Genomic DNA, 26,646 nt, shown 5'->3' with positions numbered 1-26,646 from the left:
GCGTCACGGCGGGAACTGGCTGAGTCCGGCGAGCCGGGCCGCGCCGACCAGGCCGGCCTCGCCGCCGAGCTCGGCCGGCACCACCCGCAGGCCCGCGAGGAAGGCCAGCCCCGCGTAGCCGGGCAGCGCGGCGCGCAGGGGGTCGAAAAGCAGCGGACCGGATTTCGCCACGCCTCCCCCGATGACGACGAGGTCGAGGTCGCAGACCGCGCCCACGGAGGCGATCATCGCCGCGAGCGCGTTGGCCCCGCGGTGAAACGCCCGCAGCGCCAATGCATCCCCGCGCGCCGCCGCGGCCGCCAGCTGCGTGGCGCCGGCGTCGGGCGGCGCCGACCAGCCGTTGGCCCGGGCCCAGCGCACCAGCGACGGGCCGGCCGCGACGGTCTCGACGCAGCCGCGCCCGCCACACGAGCACGGCAGGCCGTCGCGTTCGACCACGACGTGACCGACGTGACCGGCGTTGCCGGTGCGCCCGGTGTAGGGGACGCCGTCGAGCACCAATCCGCCGCCCACGCCGGTGGACACCACCATGCCCAGCAGGAAGCGGGCGTCCCGCCCGGCGCCGCGCCAGTGCTCGCCCAGGGCCATGCACACGCCGTCGCCGCCGAGCCGCACGGGCACGCCGGGCACCGCGGCCGCGACGCGGTCGCGCAGCGGGAAGTCGCGCCAGGACCCGATGTTGATCGGGCTGACGCAGCCGGTGCGCAGGTCGATGGGGCCGGCCGAGGCGATCCCCACCGCGGCGACCGGACCCGGGGCGGCGCCCACGGCGTCGGCGATCGACGCGGCGACGGCGGCCCAGACGTCCTCGGCGGAAGCCCGCGGCGGGGTGGGCCGGGTGGTGGTGTGCACCAGCGCGCCGCCGGGGTCGGCCAGGGCGGCGGCGATCTTGGTGCCGCCGATGTCCAGGCAGAGCGTGAGCGCGGCCATCAGTGCCTGTGGGTGTTGTCGGGCTGGTGGGGGTCGCCGGGATGCTCGTAGCCGGGAGTCAGCCGGACCAGCTCCGCGGTGCGCGCATCCAGCCACACCCGGAAGGCGCGCCGGCGCGCGGCGCCCCGCAGGTGCTCGGCGATCGCGGTGCGCGCCTCCGCCAGCGGCGGCGCGACCGGCGACGGGGCGCGCCAGCCGTCACGGCCCGGGCGCGGTGCGGCGAACCGCAGCGGGTTGCGGGCGTGGTAGTCGGCCACGTCTTCGTCGGTGACCCGGACCGTCGCGGTGACGTCGGCGAACAGCGCCCGCGCGCCCGGATCGGCCAGCACGGCCGCGGCCACGCTGCCGATCTCCAGCCGGGTGGTGACGTCGGGCAGCAGCTCGGCCTCGGTCGGGGCGTCCCGCGCGTTCAGCCCCCGCGCGGCCACCTCGACGGCGACCACGCGTTCGGTCACGATCAGCTGGGTGAGCCAGCGCCGCAGCTGCCGCCCCTCGCTGGTGCCGCCGGTCGGCAGCGCCGCCGCGCGCGCACCGCTGCGCAGCCGCGCCTCCCGGGCGTCGACCTCGTCGCTGCCGACCGGGGTGCCGGCGACGGTCGCGACCACTTGGGCGTTCATGTCACGGTCACCCTCACCGCCGGTGAGTAGACCAGCCGGCCGGCGCAGCCGACCCGGACCAGTGCCCACCATTGGCCGGGCTCCAGCCACGCGGGCGGGGTGACGGCGAAGCCGAGCTCGGCCGTGCCGCGCGCGGGCAGCACCGCGCCCAGCGCCGGCGGGCCGATCCACTCCCAGGTGCCCCACGGGCTGATCAGGTGCGCCTCCAGCGCCAGGTCGGCGCGGGCGCGGGTGCCGACCGTGACGACCAGCCGGGCCGTCTCGCCGGCGCGCAGCGCGATGTCGGCGGGCCCGTCGACCAGGTAGAGCAGGTCGCCGAGGTCGGCCCCGTCCTCACCGACGGCCACCACGCCCACGTCCTCGACCACCTGGCGCCACGCGGTCGGCAGCGAATCCCCGGTGAGGCGCAGCTGGGCCCGGATCGGGTAGAGCCCGGGTTCCGCGCCCGCGGGAATCGCCACCTCGGCGTCGATCTCGTGATACTCGCCGGCGCAGAGCGCGAACGGCTGCTCGGCGGGCGTGGCCGACCAGCCGTGCGGGCACACCACCTTCACCGCGCCCCGCAGCGCGGCATCGCTGCAGTCGCTGGACGCGGTGAGCCGAAACACCGCCCCGCCGCCCGGGCGCGCGGTCACCAGGCGCGGGTGCAGGTGCGCGACCGCCGGCAACCCGCCGAGCGGCGCGGGCCCGCGATTGTGCAGCCAATAGCGCGCGTAAAGCGGCTGGGCGGGCTCGGCATGCGGGGCCAGCGGGCCGGCCCGGCCGCCGGAAATCACCCGCGGCATGTCGAGCCGCGCCAGCACGGTGGCGACCTGATAGCCCCGCAGCTCGATCGATCGTTTTCGTCGCCGCCCTCGCGGGGCTTCCAGCAGGTCGGCAGGCTCGAGCGCGCCGACCTCGCCCAGCGCCGAACCGATGCCGACGCGGGCGGTCCCCCCGCCGGTTTCGACCAGCCGCAGGGCCACCACGCCGGGGTCGACCGGGGCGGCGCTGCCGGCGGTCAGCGGGTTGCCGGCCGCCTTGAGCGCACCCAGGTGCACCGAGCCGGCGGGGTCGAGGTGCAGCAGGGACCCGGTCGCCGGCAGCTTGCCCCGGCGCCGGCCCGGAACGACGGCGAGCAGCGGGTGGGAGAACTGCGCGCTGCGGGCCGCGATCCCGGCGCGCCGCCAGTCGCCGTCGCCGCAGACCAGCGCGTAGTCGAAGGTGTGGGTCCAGTGCTGCAGCTGGAAGTTCGAGCCGTCGGGCGCGGTGCGGCGGGGTTCGTCGATCCAGACGCCGGACGGCCAGCCCGTGCAGGACCGCATCAGCGCGGTGTGCAGCGTGCCTTCGGTGTCGACGGCGAAGCTCGGCACGCCGCGGTTGAGCAGCGCGACGGTGCGGGGCTCGAAGGGCTCCATCGCCGCCGGGGCCCGCTGGTTCACGACGATCTCGGCGTCCCCGAGATCGCTTGCCACCGAGGCGATCTCGTCGCTCAGACCGTCGTCGTCGGAGCCCGCGATCACCAGGACCGGCAGCGCCCGCAGCCCACGCAGGTCCGCGCCGGGCACCCAGGCCGCGGCCAACGGCGCCGCGGCGGGCACCCAGACCCGCGCCCGGCCCGTCGCGGCCAGCTGCCGTTCGAGATCGGCGGTGTATTCCGGGTCCGCCTCGGCCAGCACGGCCTTGGTGAAGGCGTTGCGGTCGGGCCCGCCCAGCGCGATCCGCGCGTCGGGCAGGTTGGAGTCGACGTCGAGGTGGCCGTAGCGCGGCTGGTCGGCGCCGCTGCAGGTGGCCGTGACGCCGGCGCGGACCAGCGCGACCATCAGCTCGCGGGCCAGCGGCCCGGATGTCGTTTCGCCCGGCGAGACCACCTCGGCCACCGACACCGCGCGCACGGCGGTGTCCGAGACCCGGACCCGGGCCGCCGACGAAAGCCCGAACCAGCCGTAGGCCGGGTTGTCCAGCGTCCACAGGTGCCGCGCGGTGTCCACCGATCGCGACCCGTCGTGCAGCAGCGCGAAGCCCCGCCCGATGACGGCGTCGCCCACCTCGCTGACCGGCATGGCGCCCGGCACCGGACACGGCCAGCGCAGCCGCACCAACCGGTCCGCCCCGGTGAACTCGTCGATGGTGGTGCGGCAGTCCACCCGCGCCACGCCGCGCCACAGGGTGATGGTCTGGGTGTAGCGCAGCAGGGTGCCGACGCCGCCGCGCACCACGAGTCGCTGCCCCAGCGGGCCGCGGTAGGCCTGCACCCGGGCGGCCGCCTCCGACGAGCACACCACCGGCCCCTTGGGCAGCAGGTGCCACGGGCCCTCGCCCTGCGTGGGGTGCGCCGGGTATTCCTCGTAGACGGCGAGCTCGTTGCCGACCCGGCCGGTCGCGATCAGCTGACGACCGTCCCGAATCAGGGAGGACACCGCCCCGCCGCGCGCCGGGTCGACCGTCAGCCGGTAGTGCTCGTTGCCGATTTCCAACCCGGGCGCCGGTTCCCAGCCCGCCGCTTCGCCCGCCGGGACCAGCCGGTAGGCCCGCCACCCCAGCGAGGGCACGTCGCCGGCCAGCCAGGTGACCGACCGGCCGTCGTGCTCGACGTGGGCGGGCAGTTCGGCGCCGTCGGGGTCCAGCACGCGCACCCCCGCGCCGATCGGCGGGTCGAGCCGGGCGGTGACGATATCGGTGCGCCGCTGCGTCAGCCGATTCCACACCACCACCGAATGCCCTTGGGCGCCTGGAAGATTCACGGCACCAGACAGCAACGCCAGCGCGTTGTCGCGGCCGGCGCGGCCCAGCTCCCACGCGTCGCGCCAGCCGGTCAGCAGGTCGAGGTACACCTGGTCGGATTCCGAGCCGGTGATGGCGTCGTGGTGCGCGCCGTAGGCCAGCTGCACCCACGCCTTGGCCAGGGCGGCCTGCGGGTACTCGGCGCCGGTCGTCAGCGCGGCGAACACCGCGAACCGCTCGGCGTCCAGGACGGCGTTTTCGGCGGCCCGGTTGGCCTGCTTGGTGTCGATGTAGGAGACGTCCTTGCCGGTGTAGATCGGGTTCATGTCGCGGGTTTGCGGCGACGGCGCCTGGCCGCGCTCGGCGAGTTCGGCGCGCACCGCCGCGAAGAACTCCCGCGGCAGCGCGCACACGAACCGCGGCCAGGTGTAGCGCCGGGCCCAGTCGCGGTGGATCGCGGTGACCCACTTGTTCGGCGGGGTGTAGTCGGTGCCGACCGGGAGCAGCACGTTGCGCGTCAGCGCGACCTTCTTCAGCTGGCCGAACAACCTGTAGGTCTCGGCCTCGGCGTCGGCGAGCGAGGCCGACGAGTCCATCCCCCACCCGGCCCCGTAGTGGGCGGGCATGTAGTGGGTCAGCAGGCCGCGGCCCGACGGCGCGATCCACTCGAACTCGCTGCAGAACTGCATCGCCTCGACATTGCCGCCCGGGCCCCATTGGTGGTGTGGCCCCCGGGCCCACGAACTCGACGTCAGCCCGGCGTCGGCGGCCATCCCGGGGAACTGTGGGTCGTGCCCGAACACGTCGAGCTGCCAGGCCGTGGCCGGGTCGGCGCCGAGCACGTCGCGCTGAAAACCGATGCCGTGCACCAGGTTTCGGATCGTGGTCTCCGGGCCGGTGAGGTTGGTGTTGGGCTCGTTGTACGTGCCGCCCATGACCTCGACGCGGCCGTCGGCCAGGAACCGGCGCAGGTCGGCGCGGTCCTCGGAATGGGTGTCCCAATACGGCTTGAGGTAGTCGACCTCGGCCAGCACGAACTTGTATTCGGGCTCGCGGCGAGCCATCTCCAGGTGCGCGTGTACCAGCTCGAAGCCGTTGGTCTGGCGGCCGGGCGGGTCCGCGGCCCACTCGCTGGTGTAGGCGCCCTGGGTGTTCCACCACACCGGGTCGTAGTGGAAATGGCTGACCATGTACATCGTCCAGCCGGGCTCGGCCACGACGAACTCGAACGGCGTGCCCGCCCGCCCGGCGCGCACCCGGGCGGCGCGGCGCTGGCCGACGACCGGACGCTCAACCGTGACGGGGACCTCGACGATCTCGGCGCCGGCGTCGGCGACCGCCTCCCCCGCCAGGCCGTCGCCGTCGATGCGGATCGGCGTCGGCCCGGCCACGCCGGCCAGGGCGACACGCGCCAGCTGCGACGGCGCGTCCGGCGGCCCGACGAAAAGCTCCGTCGACTCCGCCGAAACCACCTGCATTGCCCGCACTTTACGGCGCGAATTTAGGATCTGGCCATGCCCGCCCTCGCCCCGCCCGTCGCCGACGAACGCAGCGCCCTGCGCGAGTTCATGGCGTTCCACCAAAGCGCTTATTTCGCCGTCTCTTACGGCCTCACCGACGAACAGGCGCGGTCGACACCGTCGGTCAGCGCCCTTTCGATCGGCGGGCTGATCAAGCACGTCACCGCGATGCAACGCACCTGGATGGCCCGCGTCGCCGCCGCGCCGGGTGAGCCGCCGAAAGACCCGCGCCCGTTCGACGAGATCGCCAAGGAATTCGGCGACCAGCATGTGATGCGCCCCGACGAGACCCTGGCCGGGCTGCTGAAGGCCTTCGAGGCGCAGAACGCGACCACGCTGCGGCTGGTGGAGACCGCGGACCTCGACGCCGCGGTGCCCGTTCCGCGGGACATCCCGTGGTTTCCCAAGAACCAGCCCGCATGGTCGGTGCGCTGGGTGATCCTGCACGTGATCAACGAGCTGGCCCGGCACGCCGGGCACGCCGACATCGTCCGGGAATCCATCGACGGCGCCACGATGTACGAGTTGATCGCCGGGCTGGAGAACTGGGAGATCGAAGGCTGGGTGACGCCTTGGGGCAAGTCCTGACCCGCAGCGGCCGCGCCAGCCGCCAGACGCCGCACGGCACCGTCGACCTCTACTACGAGGACCTCGGCGACCCGGCCGACCCGCCCGTGCTGCTGATCATGGGCCTGGGCGCCCAGCTGCCCATGTGGCCCGACGGGTTCTGCGCGCAACTCGTCGACGCCGGTTACCGCGTCATCCGGTTCGACCACCGCGACATCGGGCTCTCGGCCAAGATGCACGGGCTGCGGGCCTCCGGCTCCGTGTACCGGCGGGTCGTTCGCTACGTGCTGGGCCGGCCGAGTCGCGTGCCGTACACCCTGATCGACATGACCGGCGACGTGGCGGCGTTGCTCGATCATCTGGGCATCGCCCGCGCCCACGTGGTGGGCGCCTCCATGGGCGGCATGATCGCGCAGATCCTGGCCGCCACCGAGCCGCACCGGGTCGCGTCGCTGGGCATCATCATGTCGTCCACCGGCAAGCCGCTGTCTGCGCTGCCGGCCTGGCGCGTCATCCGGCTGAGGTTCGACGCGCCCGCCAAGGACGCGCCGGGCGAGGAGAAGCTGGCCTACGAGGCGCGCAACATCGCCGTGTTCAACGGCCCCAACTTCCTGCCGCCCGAGGCCGAGCTTCGCGAGCGGGTCCGGCGGCTCGCGGAGCGCTGCAGCTACGAACCGGGCAGGCTGCGCCAGGTCGACGCCATGCTGGGCACCGGCAGCCTGCTCGGTTACAGCAAGGCGGTCAAAGCGCCGACGGTGGTGTTGCACGGTTCGGCCGACCCGATGGTCCGGCCGCGCAACGGGCGGGCGGTCGCCGCGGCCATCCCGGGCGCGCGTTTCGTCGTGGTCGACGGGATGGGACACGACCTTCCGGCGCCGGTGTGGCGGCCGATCGTCGAGGCGCTCACCGAGAACTTCGCGCTCGGACAGAGTCGCCCAAAATGAAACTGTTGCGAATTTTCGCCCGAATTTTCGCAATAGCTGCACGCTCGGTGGACGGTCATAACCTGCGCGATTCGGTACGACCTGGCGGATTTGAGACACTGCTGGAATGAGTTCCACCAAACACCGCGACGTGGCCAGGCTCGACCGGGTGCCCTTGCCGGTCGAAGCGGCCCGGGTAGCAGCCACCGGTTGGCAGGTCACCCGCACCGCGGCTCGTGTCGTCACCAAGCTGCCGGGCAGGGGCCCGTGGCAGCAGAAGGTGATCAAACAGCTTCCGCAGACCTTCGCCGACCTGGGGCCCACCTACGTGAAGTTCGGGCAGATCATCGCGTCCAGCCCCGGGGCGTTCGGCGAGTCGCTGTCCCGCGAATTCCGCGGCCTGCTCGACCGGGTGCCGCCCGCGGACACCGACGAGGTGCACAGCCTGCTCGCCGAGGAGCTCGGCGGCCAGCCGTCGGAGCTGTTCGCCAGCTTCGAGGAGGAGCCGTTCGCGTCGGCGTCCATCGCCCAGGTGCACTACGCGACGCTGCACAGCGGCGAGGACGTCGTCGTCAAGATCCAGCGGCCCGGCATCCGCCGGCGGGTGGCCGCGGACCTGCAGATCCTGAAGCGCTTCGCGCAGGCCGTGGAGCTGGCCAAGCTGGGCCGCCGGCTGTCCGCCCAGGACGTCGTCGCCGACTTCTCCGACAACCTGGCCGAGGAGCTGGACTTCCGGCTCGAGGCGCAGTCGATGGAGGCCTGGGTGTCGCACCTGCACGCCTCACCGCTGGGCCGCAACATCCGGGTGCCGCAGGTGCACTGGAACTTCACCACCGACCGGGTGCTGACGATGGAGCGGGTGCACGGCATCCGCATCGACGACGCCGCGGCCATCCGCAAGGCCGGGTTCGACGGCACCGAGCTGGTCAAGGCGCTGCTGTTCAGCCTGTTCGAGGGCGGCCTGCGGCACGGGCTGTTCCACGGCGACCTGCACGCGGGCAACCTGTACGTCGACGACGAGGGCCGCATCGTGTTCTTCGACTTCGGGATCATGGGCCGCATCGATCCGCGCACCCGCTGGCTGCTGCGGGAATTGGTGTACGCCCTGCTGGTGAAGAAGGACCACGCCGCGGCCGGCAAGATCGTCGTGCTGATGGGCGCCGTGGGCACCATGAAGCCGGAGGCCCAGGCCGCCAAGGATCTGGAAAAGTTCGCCACCCCGCTGACCATGCAGACGCTGGGCGACATGTCCTACGCCGACATCGGCCGGCAGCTCTCGGCGCTGGCCGACGCCTACGACGTCAAGCTGCCCCGCGAGCTGGTGCTGATCGGCAAGCAGTTCCTCTACGTCGAGCGGTACATGAAGCTGCTCGCCCCCCGGTGGCAGATGATGTCGGACCCGCAACTGACGGGGTACTTCGCGAACTTCATGGTCGAGGTCAGCCGCGAGCACCAGACCGACGTCGAAGTGTGATGGAGATCCGCGCCGGCGCCGCGACGGTCGTGGGTCCCGAGGGCGACCTGAAGCTGTACTACGAGGACATGGGCGACGTCGCCGACCCGCCCGTGCTGCTGATCATGGGCCTGGGCGCTCAGCTGCTGCTGTGGCGAACCGCCTTCTGCGAGAAGCTCGTTGGTCAGGGCCTGCGGGTGATCCGTTACGACAACCGGGATGTCGGCCTGTCCAGCAAGACCGAGCACCGCAGCTCGGGGCAGCCGCTGATGACGCGGATGGTCCGGTCCTGGCTCGGGCTGCGCAGCAGGGCGGCGTACACGCTGGAGGACATGGCCGACGACGCCGCGGCCCTGCTGGACCACCTGGGCATCGAGCGCGCCCACATCGTGGGGGCGTCGATGGGCGGCATGATCGCCCAGGTTTTCGCGGCGCGTTTCCCGGCGCGGACGAAAACGCTGGGAATCCTGTTCTCCAGCAACAACTCAGCGTTCCTGCCGCCGCCGGCTCCGCGCGCGTTGCTGGCGCTGCTCAAGGGCCCGGGGCCCGATGCGCCGCGCGAGGTGATCATCGACAACGCGGTGCGGGTCAGCAATGTCATCGGCAGCCCTCGCTACCGGGCGCCCGAGGAGCAGCTTCGCGCCGACGCCGCCGAGGGATATGACCGCAACTACTATCCGCAGGGCATCGCCCGTCATTTCGCCGCGGTCCTGGGCAGCGGCAGCCTGGCGCGCTACGACCGCCGCATCGTCGCCCCGACCGTGGTGATCCACGGCCGGTCCGACAAGCTGATGCGGCCCTTCGGTGGCCGCGCCGTTGCGCGAGCCATCGACGGCGCTCGGCTAGTCTTGTTCGAAGGCATGGGACATGACCTGCCTCAGCAACTCTGGGATCGGCTGATCAGCGTGCTGACAAGCAACTTCGCCGAAGCCCGCTGAAGCCGGGGTCGCCGCCATTAGGCTTTCGGTCTGAATTTCACACAAGTCTCACAGGCTTGTACGGTTGGCGCTGGGAGGTTTTTCTAGACGATGGCGAAGCTGAAGCCGTATTACGAAGAGTCGCAGGCAACCTACGACATTTCAGACGACTTCTTCGCGCTGTTCCTCGACCCCAACATGGTGTACACCTGCGCCTACTTCAAGAACGACGACATGACGCTGGAAGAGGCGCAGCTCGCCAAGCTGGATCTGGGGCTGGACAAACTGAACCTCGAGCCGGGAATGACGCTGCTCGACGTCGGGTGCGGCTGGGGCGCCGCCGTCGTGCGCGCGCTGGAGAAATACGACGTGAACGTCATCGGCATCACGCTCAGCCGCAACCACTACGCGCGCACCAAGGCGAGGCTGGCTGCGATCCCGACGACGCGCCGGGCCGAGGCCCGGCTGCAGGGCTGGGAAGAGTTCGACGAGCACGTCGATCGGATCATCAGTTTCGAGGCCTTCGATGCGTTCAAAAAGGAGCGCTGGCCCGCGTTCTGGGATTGGGCGTACAAGGCCCTCCCCGATGACAGCCGGATGCTGATGCACAGCATATTCACCTATCCGCAGTCGCAATGGAAAGAGCGCGGCATCCCGATCACGATGTCGGATCTGCGTTTCTTCCACTTTCTCGGCACGGAGATCTTCCCCGGCGGGGGGATGTGCGGCGAACGCGACATCGTCGACAATTCACAGGCCAGCGGTTTCTCGATCGAGCAGATCCAATATCTGCAGCCGCACTACGCGCGGACCCTGGACATGTGGGCGGCCAACCTCGAGGCCAATCGCGAACGCGCCATCGCCATCCAGTCCGAAGAGGTCTACAACCGCTTCATGCGCTACCTGACCGGCTGCGCGGACCTTTTCCGCAAGGGCATCTCCAACGTGGCGCAGTACACGCTCACCAAGTAGCGGGCGAGGCAACACCGTCATGGCCGGCAAGCTGACGCCGCACTTCGCCAACGTGCAGGCGCACTACGACCTGTCCGACGAGTTCTTCCGCCTCTTCCTGGACCCCACCCAGACCTACAGCTGTGCGTACTTCGAGCGCGACGACATGACGCTGGAAGAGGCCCAGCTCGCCAAGATCGACCTGGCGCTGGGCAAGCTGGGCCTGCAGCCGGGCATGACGCTGCTCGACGTCGGCTGCGGCTGGGGGGCCACCATGCGTCGGGCCATCGAGAAGTACGACGTGAACGTCGTCGGCCTGACGTTGTCGAAGAACCAGGCCGCCCATGTGCAGAAGTCCTTCGACGAGATGGACAGCCCACGCAGCAAGCGGGTGTTGCTGAACGGCTGGGAACAGTTCGACGAGCCCGTCGACCGGATCGTGTCGATCGGCGCGTTCGAGCACTTCGGCCACGACCGCTACGACGACTTCTTCACCATGGCCCGCACCGTCCTGCCCGCCGACGGCGTGATGCTGCTCCACACGATCACCGGGCTGACGGGACCACAGTGCATCGAACGCGGCATACCCCTGACGTTCGAGATGGCCCGCTTCATCAAGTTCATCGTGACCGAGATCTTCCCCGGCGGCCGGCTGCCGTCGATCGAGAAGGTCGGGGAGCACTCGTCGAAGGCGGGCTTCAAGTTGACCCGCCGTCAGTCGCTGCAGCCGCATTACGCGAGGACGCTCGACCTGTGGGCCGAGGCCCTCGAGGCGCACCGGGACGAGGCCGTCGCGATCCAGTCCGAAGAGGTCTACCAGCGGTACATGAAGTACCTGACCGGCTGCGCCCAGGCCTTCCGGATCGGCTATATCGACGTCAACCAGTTCACCCTGGCGAAGTAGCGCTCTTTTACAGAGTTGTGACAGGGCTCAAATCAACCCGTGTCTAAGGCGTGTGGGCGAGAAGTCTGGCAATCCACTAAGATTTCACGTGATCAAGTACGCCGTGGGGGCATCTGCCGACGTGCCAGTTGCCCAGGTTCCACGAAAGGAACGGTCTTCGTTGGACATGGACAATCTCGACGTCGTCGTGGTAGGCGCGGGTTTCGGCGGCATCGGCGCAGCCATCCAGCTCAAGCGGCTCGGATACGACAAGATCGCGATTCTCGATCGCGACGCCGACCTGGGCGGGACCTGGCACGTCAACACCTACCCGGGCCTGGCCGTCGACATCCCGGCCACCACGTATTCGTACTGGTTTGAGCCCAATCCGTACTGGTCCCGGTTGTTCCCGCCGGGCGCCGAGCTGCAGCAGTACGCCGAGAAGGTCGCCGACAAGTACGATGTGCGCCGCCACATGCGATTCAACACGACGGTCGAGTGTGCACGCTGGGACGAGGACGAGCGTGTGTGGCAGGTGACGCTGGCGGACGGCGGAAGCCTGACCACACGCTTCCTGATCTCCGCGACCGGGTTCCTGTCGCAGCCCAACACGCCGCAAATCCCCGGTATCGAGAGCTTCGCGGGCAAGATCATCCACACCACGGCCTGGGACCACGGCTACGACCTCGGCGGGCGGCGCGTCGGAATCATTGGAACCGGGGCGACCGCCGTGCAGTTGATTCCCAAGCTGGCCGCCAAAGCGGGCGAGCTGACCGTGTACCAGCGCACGCCAACCCATGTGGTGCCCAAGCTCGACTTCAAGATCCCGGTCTGGCTGCAACGGGTGTTCGCCCGAGTGCCCCTGGCACAACGAGCCTTACGCCTGGTGACCGACTTGTTTTTCGAAGTGGTTCTGGCCACCGCCCTGCACCACAAGGGACTTCGGCGGCTGGACATCGGGGCGTCGGATGTCGCCAAGATCAACCGGTTCATCTGGATCCGCGACAAGGAGTTGCGGCGCAAGCTCACTCCCGACTACGACTTCGGCTGCAAGCGGCCCACCTACTCCAACAGCTACTACCGCACCCTGACCAAGCCGCACGTGCATCTGGAGACCAACAGCATCGAGCGGATGGAGCCCGACGGCATCGTCACCGCCGACGGACACAAGACGGTTATCGACACGCTGGTGCTGGCCACCGGTTTCGACCTGTGGGAGGCCAACTTCCCCGCCTTCGAGGTGATCGGGCGCAGGGGCCGCAACCTGGGAAAGTGGTGGCGCGAGAACAGGTTTCAGGCGTACCAGGGCGTGTCCGTCCCCTACTTTCCCAACTACCTGGGCCTGGGCAGTCCGTACGCGTTTTCCGGCCTGTCGTTCTTCAACACCATCGAATACCAGATGCGACACATGGACCGGCTTTTCGGAGAGCTGCAGCGCAGGGGCGCGACCGAATTCGAGGTCACCGAGGAAGCAACTGCGGCCTTCAAGGATCGGATGACCAAGCTGGTCGGGAAGTCCCTGTTCGCCCTCGGCAATTGCGCCACATCGCGTTCTTACTACTTCAACCCCGATGGCGAGGCGACACTGCTGCGGCCCACGTCGACCCGCAACGCGGTACGTGAGGGATCACGATTCCCGTTGACCGATTACCGCTTCCGCTGACGCGCGGGGCCGCGAGGTATCGTTGCACTTCGCACCAACCGACGATGCGTGCCTTTCGACAGGCCAGGCACTGAACATCATCCAGGAGAACAAGAAGAAAATGGCTGATCAACCGACTAGCCCCACGAAGACGCGGACGCGCTTCGAAGACATTCAGGCGCACTACGACGTCTCCGACGACTTCTTCGCCCTGTTCCAGGACCCCACCCGCACCTACAGCTGCGCGTACTTCGAGCCGCCGGACCTCACCCTCGAAGAGGCCCAGTACGCCAAGATCGACCTCAACCTGGACAAGCTCGACCTGAAGCCGGGCATGACCCTGCTCGACATCGGCTGCGGTTGGGGCACCACCATGAAGCGCGCCGTCGAGCGGTTCGACGTCAACGTCATCGGCCTGACGCTGTCCAAGAATCAGCACGCCCGCTGCGAGCAGGTGCTGGGGGCGCTGGACACGACCCGTTCCCGCCAGGTGCGGCTGCAGGGCTGGGAGGATTTCAACGAGCCCGTCGACCGGATCGTGTCCATCGAGGCCTTTGAGCACTTCGGGCACGAGAATTACGACGACTTCTTCAAGCGATGCTTCGACATCATGCCCGAGGACGGCAGGATGACCGTGCAGAGCAGCGTCAGCTACCACCCGTTCGAGATGGCGGCCCGCGGCAAGAAGCTGACTTTCGAGACGGCACGGTTCATCAAGTTCATCATCACCGAGATCTTCCCGGGGGGCCGGCTGCCGTCCACCGCCATGATGGTCGAGCACGGCGAGAAGGCGGGATTCGTTGTCCCCGAACCACTTTCGCTGCGGCCGCACTACATCAAGACGCTGCACATCTGGGGCGACACGCTGGAGTCCAACAGGGAGAAGGCCATCGAGGTCACCTCCGAAGAGGTTTACAACCGCTATATGAAGTACCTGCGCGGCTGCGAGCACTACTTCACCGACGAGATGCTCGACGTCAGCCTGGTGACCTACCTCAAGCCGGGAGCCGCCGCCTAATTTCTGGGCGGGTGTCGGATCGGGGCTGCGCCGTTCGTCGAGTAGGTAGAGAGTGGAGCACAGGGCTTCGCTCACGACCGGAGGTGACGAACATGCAGTATTTCGCGCTGTTGATCAGCAAGGAGCAGGACCGCACGCCCGACGATGCGTCAGCCGCGATGGCGGCGTTCGAGCGCTTCCACGCCAAGGCCGGTTCGGCGATCAAGGGCGGTGACGCGCTGCGTCCCGCCGCGGCCGCGGCGGTCATCACGGGAGGCCCGGATGCGCCGACCGTCACCGACGGTCCCTTCGCCGAGTCAGCCGAGGTGGCGTGCGGCTACTACGTCTTCGAAGCGGAAAACCTCGACGAGGCGCTGGCGCTGGCGCGCGACGTGCCGGTCGCCGCATTCGGCGCGGTGGAACTGTGGCCGCTGGTCCATTCGATCGAGCCCTCCCGCAAGCCGACCGGGAACGACTGGCTGGCGCTCCTGCAGGAGCCGCCCGAATCCGCGCACACACCGGGCACCCCGGAGTGGGACGCGGTGGCGGCAAAGCACGCGGATCTGCACGCTGCCGCGGGCGACCACGTGATCGGCGGCGCCGCCCTGCACGACCGGTCCACCGCGACGACCGTGCGGGTGCGCGACGGCGAGGTCCTCATCACCGACGGGCCGTACGTGGAAGGCGCCGAGATCGCCACCGGCATCTACCTGTTGAGCGCCGCCGATCGCGACGAGGCCGTCAAGATCGCATCGATGATCCCGGCTTCGACCGTGCAGCTGCGCCAGCTGGCGGGGGTCTCCGGCCTGTAGCGCATGGCCGACCTGGACGGCGTCTTTCGTCGGGAATGGGGCCCGGCCGTGGCCGCGCTGGCCCGGTGGTCGGGTGACCTCACCGTCGCCGAGGACGCCGTCCAGGAGGCCTGCGCCGAGGCGCTGCGCAGCTGGCCCCGCGACGGCGCGCCCGCCAACCCGGGCGGGTGGCTGCTCACCGTCGCCCGCAACCGCGCCCGGGATCGGTTGCGCCGCGAATCCGTGCGCCCCGGAAAGGAATTGGCGGCCGTGCTGGACGACATTCGGGCGCGCACCGATCGCACCGATCCGCACCCGGTTCGCGACGACGAGTTGCGGATGATGTTCACCTGCGCGCATCCGGCGCTGGACCGGCAGTCACAACTGGCGCTGACGCTGCGGCTGGTGTCGGGCCTGACCGTCGGCGAGATCGCCCGCGCGCTGTTGCAGACCGAAGCGGCCGTCGGCCAGCGAATCACGCGTGCCAAGAACAAGATTCGGCATGCCAACATCCCGCTGCGGGTGCCGCCGGCCGAGCTGCTGGCCGAGCGCACCCCGCACGTGCTCGGCTGCATCTACTCGGTGTTCACCGAGGGCTATTGGTCGACGGCGGGGCCCTCGGCGATTCGCGACGAGCTGTGCGACGAGGGGATCCGGCTGGCCGGGGAGCTGTGCGCGCTGATGCCCGACGAGCTGGAGGCGCACGCGTTGGCCGCCCTGATGCTGCTGCACGATTCGCGACGGGCGACCCGGGTGGACGACGCCGGCATGCTGGTGCCGCTGGAAGAGCAGGACCGTCGCCGGTGGGACCGGGGCCGGATCTCCCGCGGGCTGGAGCGCTTGCGAGCCGCGCACGGATCGACGGGCGCCTACCTGCCGCAGGCCGTGATCGCGGCGCTGCACGCGACGGCTCCGTCCTGGGAACAGACCGACTGGGTTGCGATCTGCGCCGCCTACGACCGGCTGTGGCGGATGACCGATTCCCCGGTGGTGGGCGCCAACCGCGCGCTGGCGATCGGCCTGCGCGACGGGCCCGCCGCCGGCCTGGCCGCGCTGGACAAGGTGGCGCACGATCCCCGGCTGGCCCGCTCCAATCTCGTCGCGACCGTGCGCGCCGATCTGCTGCGGCGGGCGGGACGGCCCGCCGAGGCCCTCACCTGGTACCGAACGGCGTTGGAGTCCAACGGTTCTGAGCCGGGCCGCGAATTCCTGCGGCGGCGCATCGCCGAGTGCGGCGGGTAACCTCTCCACGCCGAGCAGACGCAAAAGCACCTCATTTCGGCACGAAACGGGTGCTTTTGCGTCTGCTCGCGAGAGGACTCAGGCGTCGGCGAAGTTGCGGGTGATCGACGGGTCGACCGGAATGCCCGGGCCCGTCGTCGTCGACACGGTGATCTTCTTCAGGTACCGGCCCTTCGACGAAGACGGCTTGAGCCGCAGCACCTCGTCGATCGCGGCGCCGTAGTTCTCGGCGAGGTTCTTCTCGTCGAACGAGGCCTTGCCGATGACGAAGTGCAGGTTGGCCTGCTTGTCGATGCGGAAATTGATCTTGCCGCCCTTGATGTCGGCCACGGCCTTGGCGACGTCGGGGGTGACGGTGCCGGTCTTGGGGTTGGGCATCAGGCCACGGGGTCCCAGGATCCGGGCGATGCGCCCGACCTTGGCCATCTGGTCCGGGGTGGCGATCGCGGCGTCGAAGTCCAGAAAGCCGCCCTGGATCTTCTCGATCAGGTCGTCGCTGCCGACGATGTCGGCGCCGGCGGCCTCGGCTTCGGCGGCCTTCTCGCCCACCGCGAACACCGCGACGCGGGCGGTCTTACCGGTGCCGTGCGGCAGGTTGACCGTGCCGCGGACCATCTGGTCCGCCTTGCGCGGGTCGACGCCGAGCCGGATCGCCACCTCGACCGTTGCGTCCTGCTTGGCCGACGACGTTTCCTTGGCGAGCTTGGCCGCCTGCAGCGGGGTGTAGAGGTTGTTGCGGTCCACCTTTTCGGCGGCGGCGCGGTATGCCTTGCTGTTCTTGCTCATTGAGATATCCAATCTGGTGTTGGGTCGTGGTCATCAAGCGGGCCGAAGCTGGCCCTCCCACGAATGCGGGACCCTACTCGACGGTGATCCCCATCGACCGGGCGGTGCCGGCGATGATCTTGGCGGCGGCGTCGATGTCGTTGGCGTTGAGGTCGGCCTTCTTGGTCTCGGCGATGTCGCGCACCTGATCCCAGCTGACCTTGGCGACCTTGTCCTTGTGCGGCTCCGCCGAGCCCTTGGCCACGCCGGCCGCCTTGAGCAGCAGCTTGGCGGCGGGCGGCGTCTTGAGCGTGAAGGTGAAGCTGCGGTCCTCGTAGACCGTGATCTCCACCGGGATGACGTTGCCGCGCTGGTTTTCCGTCGCGGCGTTGTACGCCTTGCAGAACTCCATGATGTTGACGCCGTGCTGGCCGAGCGCGGGCCCCACCGGCGGGGCCGGGTTGGCCTGTCCGGCCTGGATCTGCAGCTTGATCAGCCCGATGACTTTCTTCTTCGGGGCCATGAGACGTTGGTGTTCCTTTCTGGGGCTCTGGGGCCTGGGGTTAGATCTTGGAGACTTGGCCGAAGGTCAGTTCCACCGGCGTTTCACGGCCGAAGATCGACACCAGCACCTTGAGCTTCTGCTGTTCGGCGTTGACCTCGCTGATGGTGGCCGGCAACGTGGCGAACGGCCCGTCCATGACCGTCACCGACTCGCCCACCTCGTAGTCGACCTCGACGACGGGGCGTTCCAGGCCGCCCGCCTCGGTGGCGGCGGCGGTGGCGGCCGTGCCCTTAACGGCCTTCTTCGACGACCCCGGCGGCAGCAGGAACTTCACCACGTCGTCGAGCGACAGGGCCGACGGCCGCGACGTCGCTCCGACGAACCCGGTGACGCCGGGGGTGTTACGCACCGCGGCCCAGGAATCGTCGGTCAGATCCATGCGCACCAGGATGTAGCCCGGCAGCACCTTGCGGTTGACCTGCTTGCGCTGGCCGTTCTTGATCTCGGTGACCTCTTCGGTGGGCACTTCCACCTGGAAGATGTAGTCACCGACGTCCAGGTTCTGCACCCGGGTTTCGAGGTTGGCCTTGACCTTGTTCTCGTACCCCGCGTAGGAGTGCACGACGTACCAGTCGCCGGGTTTGCTGCGCAGTTCCGCCTTGAGCGCTTCGGCCGGGTCGACCTCCTCGGCCGGCTCCTCGGGAGCCTCGACCTCGCGGGCCTCGGCTTCCGGAGCGTCGGCCTCCGGAGCCTCGGCCTCGGGGGCCTCGGCCTCGGGGGTCTCGGTGACCTCGGTGCGCTCTTCCACGTCGACCGCTTCACCCGCGGACGCGTCACCGTCGAAGGCAGTCACGGTTCTCAGTCCTTCCTGTCACTCACTCAGCCGAACACCAACAGGACCAGCTTGGTCAGGCCGAAGTCGGCGAGACCCACCAGCGCCACCATGAAGGCCAGAAACGCCAGCACCACCGAGGTGTAGGTGAGCATCTGCTTGCGGTTGGGCCAGATCACCTTCCGCATCTCCGCAACCACCTGCTTGAGGTAGTTGTAGACGAACACGAACGGGTTGGCCGAACGGTCGGCGGGTTTCTTCGGTTTTCTGGCCTGCTTGCCGGCCTTCTTGGATGTCCGGGCCTTTTTGGTCTTGTCCTCCGCGGCGACCTCGGCCTCGTCCGGCGACTCGATGTCGACGTCTTCGTCGGCGTCGGCCACCCGCTGCCGGGACCGCTTGCCGGTAGGACGCTGCGGCCGCGCAGGCTTGGTCACCACGGCCGTCCGACCACCGCTGGCGCGGCCGTCGTCGGTTTCGCCGCCGTCGCTTGCGGCGTCGTTGGCGGCCTCGATGCCCTCGTCGCTCACCGCATGCTCCTTCGTTCGTCGGCCTTCAGTGTCCAGCATGGCACGATTCCCATCGCCCGACTCCTCCTCAGGCCGTTCCGGCCTGCATCGTCGTCGGACGTCGGCCGTCAGCAGGGGCGACAGGACTTGAACCTGCAACCTGCGGTTTTGGAGACCGCTGCTCTGCCATTTGAGCTACGCCCCTTCGCGGTTGGCAGGCCAACCTGCGCTTACCTACCCGGGCCCACATGACACGCGCGCTCTCCGTTCGGTGATCGCCGAACCGACGGACAGCGCGCTGTAATGGGAAAACCCCGACGCCCGAGTGTACTAGATTCCCCATAAGCGCAGGAAATCCGGAATTACGCCGTCCGCACGACCTGGCCGGACTCGGCGTCCCATCGCAGGTTCGCCGACCCGTCGCTGTACTGGCTCATCAGCGTGGTGTAGGCCTCCAGAACCACCTCGCCGTCGTCGGTGGTGCAGACGTTCTTGGTGACGACGATGTCGGCGCCGAACCGCTCGTCCACCGACTGGATGTCCATCCGGGCCCATAGCTTGTCGCCGGCCTTGATCGGTCGGCGGAAGACGAAGCGCTGGTCGACTTGGACGATCACCAGGGTCTCCATGCCGATGTCGACGTGCCGGAAGAAATCGAGCTGGACCAGCTTGGCGAAGATTGTCGCGAAGGTCGGCGGTGCCAGGATCGCGTCGTAGCCGAGTTCGGCTGCCGCCTCCTCGTCGAAGTGCGCCGGGTCGCGGTTCTTGATGGACTGCGCAAACTGGCGAACCTGCTCGCGGCCCACGACGAAATAGTCCGGGTACCGCCAGATCATTCCGCGGATATCGGTCTTGAGCGCCATGGGCCTACGCGAGTGTCGCGGACGCGATGGCCCTGCCGAAGATCTTCTTGCCGCCGGTGGTGGCCGTGAGCGCGATGGTCACGGACTTGGTTTCCGGGTCGACGGACTTCACCCGGCCGTTGAAGACCAGCTCGGCGCCCTTGCCGTCGTTGGGCACCGGCACCGGCGCGGTGAACCGCACGTTGTACTCGGTGACCGCGCCCGGGTCACCGATCCACGAGGTGACATAGCCGCCGCCGATACCCATGGTGAGCATGCCGTGCGCGATCGCGGTGTCCAGGCCGACGACCTTGGCGATCTCGTCGTCCCAGTGGATCGGATTCAAGTCGCCCGAGACGCCCGCGTAGTTCACCAGGTCCTGGCGCGTCAGCGGGTAGGTCCTTTCGGGAAGCCGGTCACCCAGCTTCACCGAGCTGAACTCACGCAGTGGCATCAGAAAATCCCTCTTCTCCATCCTCGTTGGCACGGCCCGCAAGGGTCGTGTAGGTCTCCTGCACGACGTCACCGGCGTCGTCGGTGACGATGTTCTTGGTCACGATGATCTGGGTGCCATGCGACTGGCGGACCGAGTCGACATACACGTCGCAGTACAGCTTGTCGCCGTCGACGATCGGTTTCCGGTATTTCAGCACCTGGTCGACCTGGACGATCTGCGCGTCCTCGACCGCGATGTTCGCGTAGTCGAAAAACGCCGTCTGCGCCTTGTAGCCGAACACGCAGATGAACGTCAACGGGGCCAGCAAACCCTTGTAGCCCAGCTCGGCGGCCGCGTCCTCGTCGAAGAACGCCGTGTCGTCGTTCTGCACGGCCACGGCGTACTCGCGGATCTTCTCCCGCTCCACCTCGTAATGGTCGGGATAGCGAAAGTGCATCCCGACGATGTTTCCGCGCAACCCCACTGGTTTGAACCTAGCGTGTCTCGCGGTGCGCCTGATGCTTGCCGCAGTTCGGGCAGAACTTCTTCAACTCCATCCGGTCGGGATCGTTGCGCCGGTTCTTCTTGGTGATGTAGTTCCGGTGCTTGCACACCTCGCATGCCAAGGTGATCTTCGGCCGCACGTCGGTACTGGAAGCCATGACGGTTCTCTCTCGGTTCCTTCTCGCGGTTTCGCCGCGCTGCGTTGTTGTGTTGTAGCGATGGCCGGACTCGAACCGGCGACCTAACGATTATGAGTCGTTCGCTCTAACCGACTGAGCTACATCGCCTCTGTCCACCCCTTTGGGGTCGGGGCCGCCAGCCTGCTCGGCGTCCGCCGAGCCCCCTAACGGAATCGAACCGTTGACCTTTTCCTTACCATGGAAACGCTCTACCGACTGAGCTAAGGGGGCCTTTAGCCCGAAGCGACCAGTCGTCCCGCGGGCCTAAAAGAGGGTACAGCCTGGGGCGCAACGGCACCAAACCACAGCAGCGGCCCGAGGTTGCGGGTGAAAGGCGTCTACCGGGCGTCGCTGCGACGGGGTTCCCACGCGCTGAGGTCGCTGAACTCGTCGTAGTCGCCGTCGTGCTGGTCACCGGACGCGTCACCGGCCTCTCCGAGCAGGGTCCGCAGCGCAAGGTGGACGGCCTCGCGCGCGTCGGCGAGGTGGTACCGACGGATGGCCTCTTGGACCAGGTCGTCGTCGATCTCGATCTCGACCTTCTTCCGCATGGGCTAACGATACCCAGCGCAGACGGGTTGAACCCCGGTTGCCGTCGCTTGCCCGCCGAAGTGTGTCGCGCGGCCGGCGGCGCCCACATGCAGCGTCGTCGCCGCGGGTCATAGTCTGGTGGCGTGTCAGATTCGTCCGAGGACCGGCTGTACTTCCGCCAACTGCTTTCCGGTCGCGATTTCGCCGCCGGGGACATGTTTGCGACACAAATGCGCAATTTCGCCTACCTGATCGGTGATCGTCAGACCGGGGACTGCGTGGTGGTCGACCCGGCATATGCCGCGGGTGATCTGCTCGACGCGCTCGAGGCCGACGGCATGCACCTGTCGGGGGTGCTGGTGACCCACCACCACCCCGACCACGTGGGCGGGAACATGATGGGCTTCGAGCTCAAGGGGCTGGCGGAGCTGCTGGAGCGGGTCAGTGTGCCGGTGCACGTGAATACCCATGAGGCGCTTTGGGTTTCGCGGGTAACCGGGATCGGGCTGGGCGACCTCACCACCCATGAACACCGCGACAAGATCAACATCGGCGACATCGAGATCGAGCTGCTGCACACACCGGGTCACACGCCCGGCAGCCAGTGTTTCCTGCTCGACGGCCGGCTGGTCGCGGGTGACACGCTGTTCCTGGATGGCTGCGGGCGCACCGACTTTCCGGGAGGCGACTCCGACGAGATGTATCGCAGTCTGCAGCAGCTCGCCGCGCTGCCCGGTGATCCGATAGTGTTTCCCGGGCACTGGTATTCGGTTGACTCCAGCGCATCGCTGTCGGAAGTCAAGCGCTCCAACTATGTGTATCGGGCCGCCAACCTCGATCAGTGGCGAATGTTGATGGGCGGCTGAGTGACTCGGCCGCCGTTTCATTGTGATTCGGAGTGGCGATTCGGAGTGGCGATTCGGAGTGCGGCGTGATTTTGAGTTCTGCGGTATTCGCCCGGCGCCTCTACTATCGGTTCAGCGAAATTTCGTGCGAAAGATCGCTGTGATATAAGCGGAGGGTGGATTCAATGGGGTGGATCCAGGACAGCTGGCACGGGGTCACCAACGTTGGGTCCAGCACCTGGTTGGCGTGGGCGGCGTGGGCGGCGATCGCGCTCGGCGTCGTCGCGCTGCTGTTCACGAATCGCCAGCTCAGCCGCAATCGCCGGTTGGCGGCGGAGCAGACGCGTCCCCACGTCGCCATGCTCATGGAACCGCACGCCGCGGACTGGCACGTGATCGAGCTCGTGGTCCGCAATTTCGGCCGGACGGCGGCTTATGACATCACGTTTTCGTTTGCGAATCCCCCGACGGTGGCCGAATACGAAAATGCGGCCGACGGCTACGCCGATGTAGTCGAACTGCAGCTACCCGGCGAGTTGCCGGTGCTCGCGCCCGGCCAGGAATGGCGGATGGTGTGGGATTCGGCGCTCGACCGCGGCGAAATCGGCAGCGGGATCGAGTCGCGTTTCACCGGGAAGGTGATCTATTACGACCGCCCCGACAGGCCGCGGGGGTGGCGGTTCTGGCAGCGCGCACGGCGGCCGCTGGAGACCAACGTGGTGCTGGACTGGGACGCCCTGCCACCGGTTCAGCGCATCGAGCTGATGACGACGCACGACCTGGCGAAGCGGGAAAAGCAGAAGCTGGAACTGCTGCGCGGGCTGCTCACCTACTTCCACTACGCCAGCAAGGAAACGCGTCCCGACGTGTTCCGCAGCGAGATCGAGCGGATCAACGCGGCCGTCCAGGAGACCCAGGACAGGTGGCGCACCCGGCAGCTCGACGAACCCACCGACGTCAGCCTGCGCTGGGGCAATGCGGAAAACGATCTCGGCAAACATCACAGCCAGCACGTGTGACGGCGGGCCGTCTCCGGTCGAGCGGACGTCGATCTGATTCAATCGACGGGCTGCCCGTATCGAAGGAGTGAGCCATGAGCGGCCCGGTCACCTACAGCCACCACGATTCCATCGCGGTCATCCGGATGGACGACGGCAAAGTCAACGCGCTGGGCCCGAGCATGCAGCAGGCCCTCAACGAGGCCATCGACCAGGCCGACAGCGACGACGTCGGGGCGTTGGTGATCGCCGGCAACGAGCGCGTGTTCAGCGGCGGCTTCGACCTGAAGATCTTGACCTCCGGCGAGGTGCAGCCCGCGGTCGACATGCTCAGGGGTGGCTTCGAGCTGGCGCATCGGCTGCTGTCCTACCCGAAGCCGGTGGTGATGGCCTGCACCGGCCACGCCATCGCGATGGGGGCGTTCCTGTTGTCGTCCGGCGACCACCGGGTGGCCGCCCACGCGTACAACATTCAGGCCAACGAGGTCGCGATCGGCATGATCATCCCCTACGCCGCCCTGGAGATCATGAAGCTGCGCCTGACGAGGTCGGCCTATCAGCAGGCCACCGGGCTGGCCAAGACGTTCTTCGGCGAAACCGCCCTCGCCGCGGGCTTTGTCGACGAGATCGTGCTGCCCGAGATGGTGCTGCGCCGTGCCGAGGAGGCCGCGCAGGAATTCGCCGGCCTGCACCAGCACGCCCACGCCGCAACCAAGTTGCGCACCCGCGCCGACGCGCTGGCGGCCATCCGCGCCGGGATCGACGGCATAGAAGCCGAGTTCGGCCTGTAGCCCAGGCCGAAAGATGGTGTGCTCCACCATGATTCGGTTGTCGCGGAGAAGGCGATGCGGTTGCCCGGGCAACCGCCTCCCCTCACGTCGCCTCCTCCATTCGGAAGTGTGACACGCCGACGCCGGGCCGTCACTTCACCCTTCGTCAAACCGCCCAGCGGAAGCGCTTGAGATAGGCCGCCCAGTCCCACGTCGACAGGAACTCCTGCGCCGCCGCATACCCCCTGTCGTAGAGCTCTTCGAGGCGCCCCCTGGAGATATCGAAGTCGAGCACACCCACATCCGTCGATTCGACCGGGATCGCGCGGGAGGACACCCACGGCTGGTTCAGGTGGGTCTGGTCATGCCCGGCGAGGATGGTGGTCAGCAGGCTTTCCAGCAGCGCTGTCTGTTCCAAGAGGCGCAGGGGCTTCAGCGCGGGCATCACCGTGCCGAGGCCCTCGGTGAGCCTCGGCAGAACGGTGACCCCGAACGTGGGCCAGTGCGGCGGCTTGCCGTCGGGCCGGTCGAAGGTGTCGATCGGGAAGTTCGACAGCACACCGCCGTCGACGAGGGTGGACGTCGCCCCGGTGACGCTCCTCAGCTTCACCGGGCGGTAGAAGAACGGGATCGCCATCGACGCGCGCACCGCCTGGGCGATCGGCTGCTCGTCGGGGTCCAGCCCGTAGAGCCGCCGGTAGTCCCACGGCAGCCGCACCAGCTGCGCTGCGGTCAGGTCGGCGACGGTGACCACCAGCCGGTACTGCCACCCCTTGATCAGGTCTTCGTCGTCGAGGACGAGATCGCCGAAGGTGCTGACGCCCAGGTTCTTCAGCTCACCGCGAATCCAGTCGTAGGCGACGTCACCGCGATACATGCTCGTTTCCCGCATCAGTCCCCACGCGGCACCGAGATAGGGGACGGGCCCCGCGTCGCGCCACTTGCTCAGCGGCACCGAGAAGGCGAGTTCCTTCATGTCCGCGGCGCTCAGCTGGTCGTCCTTGGTGCCGGCCGCCAAGATCGCCGCGACCACCGAGCCGGCCGAAACGCCCGAGACCCTCTTGATCGAGTATCCGGCGTCCATCAGCGCGACGACCGCGCCCACCAGGCCGATGAACTTGACGCCGCCGCCGGAGAGCACCAGATCGACGGGTTTCGGCTGCGCCGCCCTGGCCGCCATCTACTTCTCCGCCGAAACCCAGTCGTAGGGAAGGAATTTGCCGTCGAATGTCACGACAACGCGGTCGCCCGACGGGTGCGTCTTCTTCTGCAGGTCCACGCTGAAGTTGATCGCGCTCATGATGCCGTCGCCGAACTGTTCGTGGATCAGCTCCTTGATGGCGCCGCCGTAGACCTGCAGGGCTTCGTAGAAGCGGTAGATGGTGGGGTCGGTCGGCACGGCCGTGGGCAGTCCGCCACGCATGGGCGGGGCGGCGAGCACCGGCACCACCGACTCGTCGAGACCCAGCATCTCGGCCAGGACCTTGCCCAGTTCGGCGGGAATGGGGTGCTGGCCAAGCAGCGCCGACGTGGTCCACAGCACCGGCTTGCCGATCGCGTCGGCCAGCTCCTGCCACGTCAGCCCCTTCGCCAGCCGCGCGACGACGATCTGTTCGGTGAGTTCGTTTCTCGTCATGGGTCCCAGCATGCACGTCGGTGTCATCGGTAGCCATAATCCCTTCTATGGCCGAGCCCGCTGACCCACTGCTGTTGGGCCAGCGTGTGGTGGCGATTCTGGAAACCGGCCGCAGGACGGCTACGTACAAGTTCGCAACGTTGATGGCATTGCTCGATTTCTGCATCGAGCACCTGCCCGAGGACCCCGCCGATATGCTGAGAGTGCCGATCCCCGATTTGGCGCACCGCGTTCTCGAGATCTACTGGCGCCAGGTCCGGCCCTTCTATGGCCAAGAACTCAAGCAGTCGACGCAGAGTCGAGAACGAATTCCTCATGCCGCCAGGGAATTTCGCCGCGTAGCCGGTGGCGGCGCCACGGTCGACGTCGCGATGCTACGGGCCCCGTCGGCGTACCGGGCAGCTATCAACGAGATCACCCTGTGTTTGGCCCAGCAGCCATTGCCACGGCTTCAACGGCTACCCGGCACTGCCAAGGGCGAGGCCTTTCTTTATGACGACTCGTTCCTGCACGATCAGATCTCGCGCAGGGGCCTGCGAGACCACGGCGACGCCATCGAGCTCAAACCCGGCATTGCCTACGGGCTGGCGAGGTTGGCGGGGCTGCTGAAGCCGGCGCTGGAAATCATGTGGGTCGAGGACGTGCGGCGGATGAACAAGTTCCTTGACGCCGAGGTCCCCGACGTGGCCGGACACCTCTTTGGCCGGGAACGCGTTGCCCTGGCCGCCGTCCGCGAACCCTTCAAGGATGCGTTCGGCGCCCATTGCTTCTACTGCGGTGCGCACTTGCCGACCGACAACCCGATCGATCACGTCCTGCCCTGGTCCATGGTGGGCATCGACGGACTGGCAAACCTTGTCCTGGCGTGCAGCCGCTGCAACGGCGATAAGGGCAACCAGCTGCCCGCTGTCGACATCGTGAACCAAGTCCTCGCACGCGACCGGCAGCTACTCGATGACATCGCCGCCGAGCTGCAATGGCCGACCCAGCGCGATCGAGTCGTCGCGGCCGCCCGCGGGGTGTATAGAGGCCAGCCACCCGGGGTGCCCACCTGGTCCGGCTATCACCGGACGGCAGTCCTCGACATCAGCTACCCGCCGTGGTGGATTCGCATCAGCGGGTCGGGACCATTAGACGCTTCCCAAACTTGATAGCGCATGC

28 protein-coding genes and 3 tRNA genes are annotated in these 26,646 nt (G+C 68.2%); 14 read left to right on the top strand and 17 right to left on the bottom strand.

Translation table 11 applies throughout. The annotated features are described in order from the left end of the window. Positions 1 to 3: 3 nt before the first annotated feature. From AC5Y6X_RS19915 to AC5Y6X_RS19905, 3 genes are read right to left on the bottom strand one after another with little or no spacing between them, the layout of a single operon-like run. Positions 4 to 930 (bottom strand): ROK family protein, encoded by a 927-nt coding sequence (locus AC5Y6X_RS19915; protein ID WP_499988627.1) that lies wholly within the window; start codon positions 928 to 930, stop codon positions 4 to 6. Further along, on the bottom strand, positions 930 to 1,547 hold the full coding sequence (locus AC5Y6X_RS19910) for a DUF7158 domain-containing protein (protein ID WP_499988626.1): 618 nt from the start codon (positions 1,545 to 1,547) through the stop codon (positions 930 to 932). The genes AC5Y6X_RS19915 and AC5Y6X_RS19910 overlap by 1 nt, the downstream gene beginning before the upstream one ends. Then, positions 1,544 to 5,728 (bottom strand): glycoside hydrolase family 38 N-terminal domain-containing protein, encoded by a 4,185-nt coding sequence (locus AC5Y6X_RS19905; RefSeq protein WP_499988625.1) that lies wholly within the window; start codon positions 5,726 to 5,728, stop codon positions 1,544 to 1,546. The genes AC5Y6X_RS19910 and AC5Y6X_RS19905 overlap by 4 nt, the downstream gene beginning before the upstream one ends. A 36-nt stretch (positions 5,729 to 5,764) precedes the next feature. On the opposite strand from AC5Y6X_RS19905, the gene AC5Y6X_RS19900 reads away from it, so the two are divergent. The 10 genes from AC5Y6X_RS19900 (at position 5,765) to AC5Y6X_RS19855 (ending at position 16,136) form a co-directional block, all read left to right on the top strand. Then, positions 5,765 to 6,358, top strand: a complete 594-nt coding sequence (locus AC5Y6X_RS19900; RefSeq protein WP_499988622.1) for a DinB family protein — start codon at positions 5,765 to 5,767, stop codon at positions 6,356 to 6,358. Next, entirely contained in the window at positions 6,343 to 7,281 is a 939-nt protein-coding gene (locus AC5Y6X_RS19895; protein ID WP_499988620.1) for an alpha/beta fold hydrolase, read from the top strand. The genes AC5Y6X_RS19900 and AC5Y6X_RS19895 overlap by 16 nt, the downstream gene beginning before the upstream one ends. Before the next feature lie 106 nt (positions 7,282 to 7,387). Continuing rightward, complete coding sequence (locus tag AC5Y6X_RS19890) at positions 7,388 to 8,734, top strand: ABC1 kinase family protein (protein WP_499988618.1); 1,347 nt, start codon at positions 7,388 to 7,390, stop codon at positions 8,732 to 8,734. Continuing rightward, complete coding sequence (locus tag AC5Y6X_RS19885; protein WP_499988616.1) at positions 8,734 to 9,651, top strand: alpha/beta fold hydrolase; 918 nt, start codon at positions 8,734 to 8,736, stop codon at positions 9,649 to 9,651. The genes AC5Y6X_RS19890 and AC5Y6X_RS19885 overlap by 1 nt, the downstream gene beginning before the upstream one ends. Positions 9,652 to 9,741: 90 nt before the next feature. Next, positions 9,742 to 10,602, top strand: a complete 861-nt coding sequence (locus tag AC5Y6X_RS19880; RefSeq protein ID WP_499988615.1) for a cyclopropane mycolic acid synthase family methyltransferase — start codon at positions 9,742 to 9,744, stop codon at positions 10,600 to 10,602. Positions 10,603 to 10,621: 19 nt separating this feature from the next. Further along, the gene (mmaA2, locus tag AC5Y6X_RS19875) at positions 10,622 to 11,485 is read left to right on the top strand and encodes a cyclopropane mycolic acid synthase MmaA2 (protein WP_499988613.1); all 864 of its coding nucleotides are present in this window, start codon (positions 10,622 to 10,624) and stop codon (positions 11,483 to 11,485) included. A 166-nt stretch (positions 11,486 to 11,651) separates the two neighbouring features. After that, a complete protein-coding gene (locus AC5Y6X_RS19870) occupies positions 11,652 to 13,127 on the top strand; it encodes a flavin-containing monooxygenase (protein WP_499988884.1) in 1,476 nt (491 codons plus the stop codon). A gap of 100 nt (positions 13,128 to 13,227) precedes the next feature. Further along, positions 13,228 to 14,124 (top strand): hydroxymycolate synthase MmaA4, encoded by an 897-nt coding sequence (gene mmaA4, locus AC5Y6X_RS19865; protein WP_499988611.1) that lies wholly within the window; start codon positions 13,228 to 13,230, stop codon positions 14,122 to 14,124. 92 nt (positions 14,125 to 14,216) lie between these two features. Then, complete coding sequence (locus tag AC5Y6X_RS19860; RefSeq protein WP_499988610.1) at positions 14,217 to 14,915, top strand: YciI family protein; 699 nt, start codon at positions 14,217 to 14,219, stop codon at positions 14,913 to 14,915. A gap of 3 nt (positions 14,916 to 14,918) precedes the next feature. Next, a complete protein-coding gene (locus AC5Y6X_RS19855; protein ID WP_499988609.1) occupies positions 14,919 to 16,136 on the top strand; it encodes an RNA polymerase sigma factor in 1,218 nt (405 codons plus the stop codon). A gap of 78 nt (positions 16,137 to 16,214) precedes the next feature. Here AC5Y6X_RS19855 and rplA read toward each other — a convergent pair whose 3' ends face one another. The 12 genes from rplA to AC5Y6X_RS19795 form a co-directional block, all read right to left on the bottom strand. Continuing rightward, positions 16,215 to 16,922, bottom strand: coding sequence for a 50S ribosomal protein L1 (gene rplA / locus AC5Y6X_RS19850; RefSeq protein ID WP_499988608.1), 708 nt, complete (start codon positions 16,920 to 16,922; stop codon positions 16,215 to 16,217). A 73-nt stretch (positions 16,923 to 16,995) separates the two neighbouring features. Further along, a complete protein-coding gene (rplK, locus tag AC5Y6X_RS19845; RefSeq protein WP_324681015.1) occupies positions 16,996 to 17,424 on the bottom strand; it encodes a 50S ribosomal protein L11 in 429 nt (142 codons plus the stop codon). A gap of 40 nt (positions 17,425 to 17,464) precedes the next feature. Beyond that, the gene (gene nusG, locus AC5Y6X_RS19840; protein WP_499988606.1) at positions 17,465 to 18,259 is read right to left on the bottom strand and encodes a transcription termination/antitermination protein NusG; all 795 of its coding nucleotides are present in this window, start codon (positions 18,257 to 18,259) and stop codon (positions 17,465 to 17,467) included. Between the two features lie 26 nt (positions 18,260 to 18,285). Further along, positions 18,286 to 18,765, bottom strand: a complete 480-nt coding sequence (gene secE / locus AC5Y6X_RS19835; protein ID WP_499988605.1) for a preprotein translocase subunit SecE — start codon at positions 18,763 to 18,765, stop codon at positions 18,286 to 18,288. Between the two features lie 111 nt (positions 18,766 to 18,876). After that, positions 18,877 to 18,949, bottom strand: a tRNA-Trp gene (locus AC5Y6X_RS19830). 157 nt (positions 18,950 to 19,106) lie between these two features. Next, on the bottom strand, positions 19,107 to 19,607 hold the full coding sequence (hadC, locus tag AC5Y6X_RS19825; protein WP_499988603.1) for a (3R)-hydroxyacyl-ACP dehydratase subunit HadC: 501 nt from the start codon (positions 19,605 to 19,607) through the stop codon (positions 19,107 to 19,109). A 4-nt stretch (positions 19,608 to 19,611) separates the two neighbouring features. Further along, complete coding sequence (gene hadB / locus AC5Y6X_RS19820) at positions 19,612 to 20,040, bottom strand: (3R)-hydroxyacyl-ACP dehydratase subunit HadB (protein ID WP_499988602.1); 429 nt, start codon at positions 20,038 to 20,040, stop codon at positions 19,612 to 19,614. Further along, positions 20,027 to 20,479, bottom strand: a complete 453-nt coding sequence (gene hadA, locus AC5Y6X_RS19815; protein ID WP_499988883.1) for a (3R)-hydroxyacyl-ACP dehydratase subunit HadA — start codon at positions 20,477 to 20,479, stop codon at positions 20,027 to 20,029. Before hadA ends, hadB begins: the two co-directional genes overlap by 14 nt. A gap of 37 nt (positions 20,480 to 20,516) precedes the next feature. Then, positions 20,517 to 20,684: a 50S ribosomal protein L33 gene (rpmG, locus tag AC5Y6X_RS19810; RefSeq protein ID WP_007167776.1), complete on the bottom strand. Its 168-nt coding sequence runs from the start codon at positions 20,682 to 20,684 to the stop codon at positions 20,517 to 20,519. 55 nt (positions 20,685 to 20,739) lie between these two features. Next, positions 20,740 to 20,813 (bottom strand) — tRNA-Met (locus tag AC5Y6X_RS19805). A 50-nt stretch (positions 20,814 to 20,863) separates the two neighbouring features. Further along, a tRNA-Thr gene (locus AC5Y6X_RS19800) sits at positions 20,864 to 20,936 on the bottom strand. Positions 20,937 to 21,043: 107 nt separating this feature from the next. Beyond that, complete coding sequence (locus AC5Y6X_RS19795; RefSeq protein WP_324681021.1) at positions 21,044 to 21,256, bottom strand: type II toxin-antitoxin system VapB family antitoxin; 213 nt, start codon at positions 21,254 to 21,256, stop codon at positions 21,044 to 21,046. 123 nt (positions 21,257 to 21,379) lie between these two features. Between AC5Y6X_RS19795 and AC5Y6X_RS19790 the strand changes: the two genes are divergently transcribed. The 3 genes from AC5Y6X_RS19790 (at position 21,380) to AC5Y6X_RS19780 (ending at position 23,870) form a co-directional block, all read left to right on the top strand. Then, positions 21,380 to 22,102, top strand: a complete 723-nt coding sequence (locus AC5Y6X_RS19790; RefSeq protein ID WP_499988599.1) for an MBL fold metallo-hydrolase — start codon at positions 21,380 to 21,382, stop codon at positions 22,100 to 22,102. 164 nt (positions 22,103 to 22,266) lie between these two features. Next, positions 22,267 to 23,100 carry a DUF8453 domain-containing protein gene (locus AC5Y6X_RS19785; protein WP_499988597.1) on the top strand — a complete coding sequence of 278 codons (834 nt, stop codon included), beginning with the start codon at positions 22,267 to 22,269 and terminating at the stop codon, positions 23,098 to 23,100. 74 nt (positions 23,101 to 23,174) lie between these two features. Continuing rightward, positions 23,175 to 23,870, top strand: coding sequence for a crotonase/enoyl-CoA hydratase family protein (locus AC5Y6X_RS19780; protein WP_499988596.1), 696 nt, complete (start codon positions 23,175 to 23,177; stop codon positions 23,868 to 23,870). Between the two features lie 145 nt (positions 23,871 to 24,015). On the opposite strand, the gene AC5Y6X_RS19775 is transcribed toward AC5Y6X_RS19780, so the two are convergent. Together AC5Y6X_RS19775 and cynS are read right to left on the bottom strand one after the other, a co-directional pair. Further along, on the bottom strand, positions 24,016 to 25,029 hold the full coding sequence (locus AC5Y6X_RS19775) for a patatin-like phospholipase family protein (protein ID WP_499988595.1): 1,014 nt from the start codon (positions 25,027 to 25,029) through the stop codon (positions 24,016 to 24,018). Further along, positions 25,030 to 25,485: a cyanase gene (gene cynS, locus AC5Y6X_RS19770; RefSeq protein WP_499988593.1), complete on the bottom strand. Its 456-nt coding sequence runs from the start codon at positions 25,483 to 25,485 to the stop codon at positions 25,030 to 25,032. A 47-nt stretch (positions 25,486 to 25,532) separates the two neighbouring features. Here cynS and AC5Y6X_RS19765 point away from each other — a divergent pair, with 47 nt between their 5' ends. Then, the gene (locus tag AC5Y6X_RS19765) at positions 25,533 to 26,636 is read left to right on the top strand and encodes a DUF8808 domain-containing protein (RefSeq protein ID WP_499988591.1); all 1,104 of its coding nucleotides are present in this window, start codon (positions 25,533 to 25,535) and stop codon (positions 26,634 to 26,636) included. Positions 26,637 to 26,646: the final 10 nt, after the last annotated feature.

It is taken from the genome of Mycobacterium sp. NGS26, assembly GCF_059813025.1.
Note: the sequence above shows the minus strand (reverse complement) of the source record. Positions and strands in the feature narration are given on the sequence as shown.

What these genes read in the sequence shown, in the direction of transcription:
- AC5Y6X_RS19870 (WP_499988884.1), top strand. Translation starts at nt 11,652, where the DNA reads ATGGACAATCTCGACGTCGTCGTGGTAGGCGCGGGTTTCGGCGGCATC.
- mmaA2 (WP_499988613.1), top strand. Translation starts at nt 10,622, where the DNA reads ATGGCCGGCAAGCTGACGCCGCACTTCGCCAACGTGCAGGCGCACTAC.
- AC5Y6X_RS19785 (WP_499988597.1), top strand. Translation starts at nt 22,267, where the DNA reads ATGGGGTGGATCCAGGACAGCTGGCACGGGGTCACCAACGTTGGGTCC.
- hadA (WP_499988883.1), bottom strand. Translation starts at nt 20,479, where the DNA reads ATGCACTTTCGCTATCCCGACCATTACGAGGTGGAGCGGGAGAAGATC.
- AC5Y6X_RS19900 (WP_499988622.1), top strand. Translation starts at nt 5,765, where the DNA reads ATGCCCGCCCTCGCCCCGCCCGTCGCCGACGAACGCAGCGCCCTGCGC.
- hadB (WP_499988602.1), bottom strand. Translation starts at nt 20,040, where the DNA reads ATGCCACTGCGTGAGTTCAGCTCGGTGAAGCTGGGTGACCGGCTTCCC.
- AC5Y6X_RS19915 (WP_499988627.1), bottom strand. Translation starts at nt 930, where the DNA reads ATGGCCGCGCTCACGCTCTGCCTGGACATCGGCGGCACCAAGATCGCC.
- AC5Y6X_RS19905 (WP_499988625.1), bottom strand. Translation starts at nt 5,728, where the DNA reads ATGCAGGTGGTTTCGGCGGAGTCGACGGAGCTTTTCGTCGGGCCGCCG.
- AC5Y6X_RS19860 (WP_499988610.1), top strand. Translation starts at nt 14,217, where the DNA reads ATGCAGTATTTCGCGCTGTTGATCAGCAAGGAGCAGGACCGCACGCCC.
- AC5Y6X_RS19880 (WP_499988615.1), top strand. Translation starts at nt 9,742, where the DNA reads ATGGCGAAGCTGAAGCCGTATTACGAAGAGTCGCAGGCAACCTACGAC.
- AC5Y6X_RS19885 (WP_499988616.1), top strand. Translation starts at nt 8,734, where the DNA reads ATGGAGATCCGCGCCGGCGCCGCGACGGTCGTGGGTCCCGAGGGCGAC.
- mmaA4 (WP_499988611.1), top strand. Translation starts at nt 13,228, where the DNA reads ATGGCTGATCAACCGACTAGCCCCACGAAGACGCGGACGCGCTTCGAA.
- AC5Y6X_RS19910 (WP_499988626.1), bottom strand. Translation starts at nt 1,547, where the DNA reads ATGAACGCCCAAGTGGTCGCGACCGTCGCCGGCACCCCGGTCGGCAGC.
- rpmG (WP_007167776.1), bottom strand. Translation starts at nt 20,684, where the DNA reads ATGGCTTCCAGTACCGACGTGCGGCCGAAGATCACCTTGGCATGCGAG.
- cynS (WP_499988593.1), bottom strand. Translation starts at nt 25,485, where the DNA reads ATGACGAGAAACGAACTCACCGAACAGATCGTCGTCGCGCGGCTGGCG.
- AC5Y6X_RS19780 (WP_499988596.1), top strand. Translation starts at nt 23,175, where the DNA reads ATGAGCGGCCCGGTCACCTACAGCCACCACGATTCCATCGCGGTCATC.
- AC5Y6X_RS19765 (WP_499988591.1), top strand. Translation starts at nt 25,533, where the DNA reads ATGGCCGAGCCCGCTGACCCACTGCTGTTGGGCCAGCGTGTGGTGGCG.
- AC5Y6X_RS19890 (WP_499988618.1), top strand. Translation starts at nt 7,388, where the DNA reads ATGAGTTCCACCAAACACCGCGACGTGGCCAGGCTCGACCGGGTGCCC.
- rplA (WP_499988608.1), bottom strand. Translation starts at nt 16,922, where the DNA reads ATGAGCAAGAACAGCAAGGCATACCGCGCCGCCGCCGAAAAGGTGGAC.
- AC5Y6X_RS19775 (WP_499988595.1), bottom strand. Translation starts at nt 25,029, where the DNA reads ATGGCGGCCAGGGCGGCGCAGCCGAAACCCGTCGATCTGGTGCTCTCC.
- hadC (WP_499988603.1), bottom strand. Translation starts at nt 19,607, where the DNA reads ATGGCGCTCAAGACCGATATCCGCGGAATGATCTGGCGGTACCCGGAC.
- AC5Y6X_RS19855 (WP_499988609.1), top strand. Translation starts at nt 14,919, where the DNA reads ATGGCCGACCTGGACGGCGTCTTTCGTCGGGAATGGGGCCCGGCCGTG.
- AC5Y6X_RS19795 (WP_324681021.1), bottom strand. Translation starts at nt 21,256, where the DNA reads ATGCGGAAGAAGGTCGAGATCGAGATCGACGACGACCTGGTCCAAGAG.
- rplK (WP_324681015.1), bottom strand. Translation starts at nt 17,424, where the DNA reads ATGGCCCCGAAGAAGAAAGTCATCGGGCTGATCAAGCTGCAGATCCAG.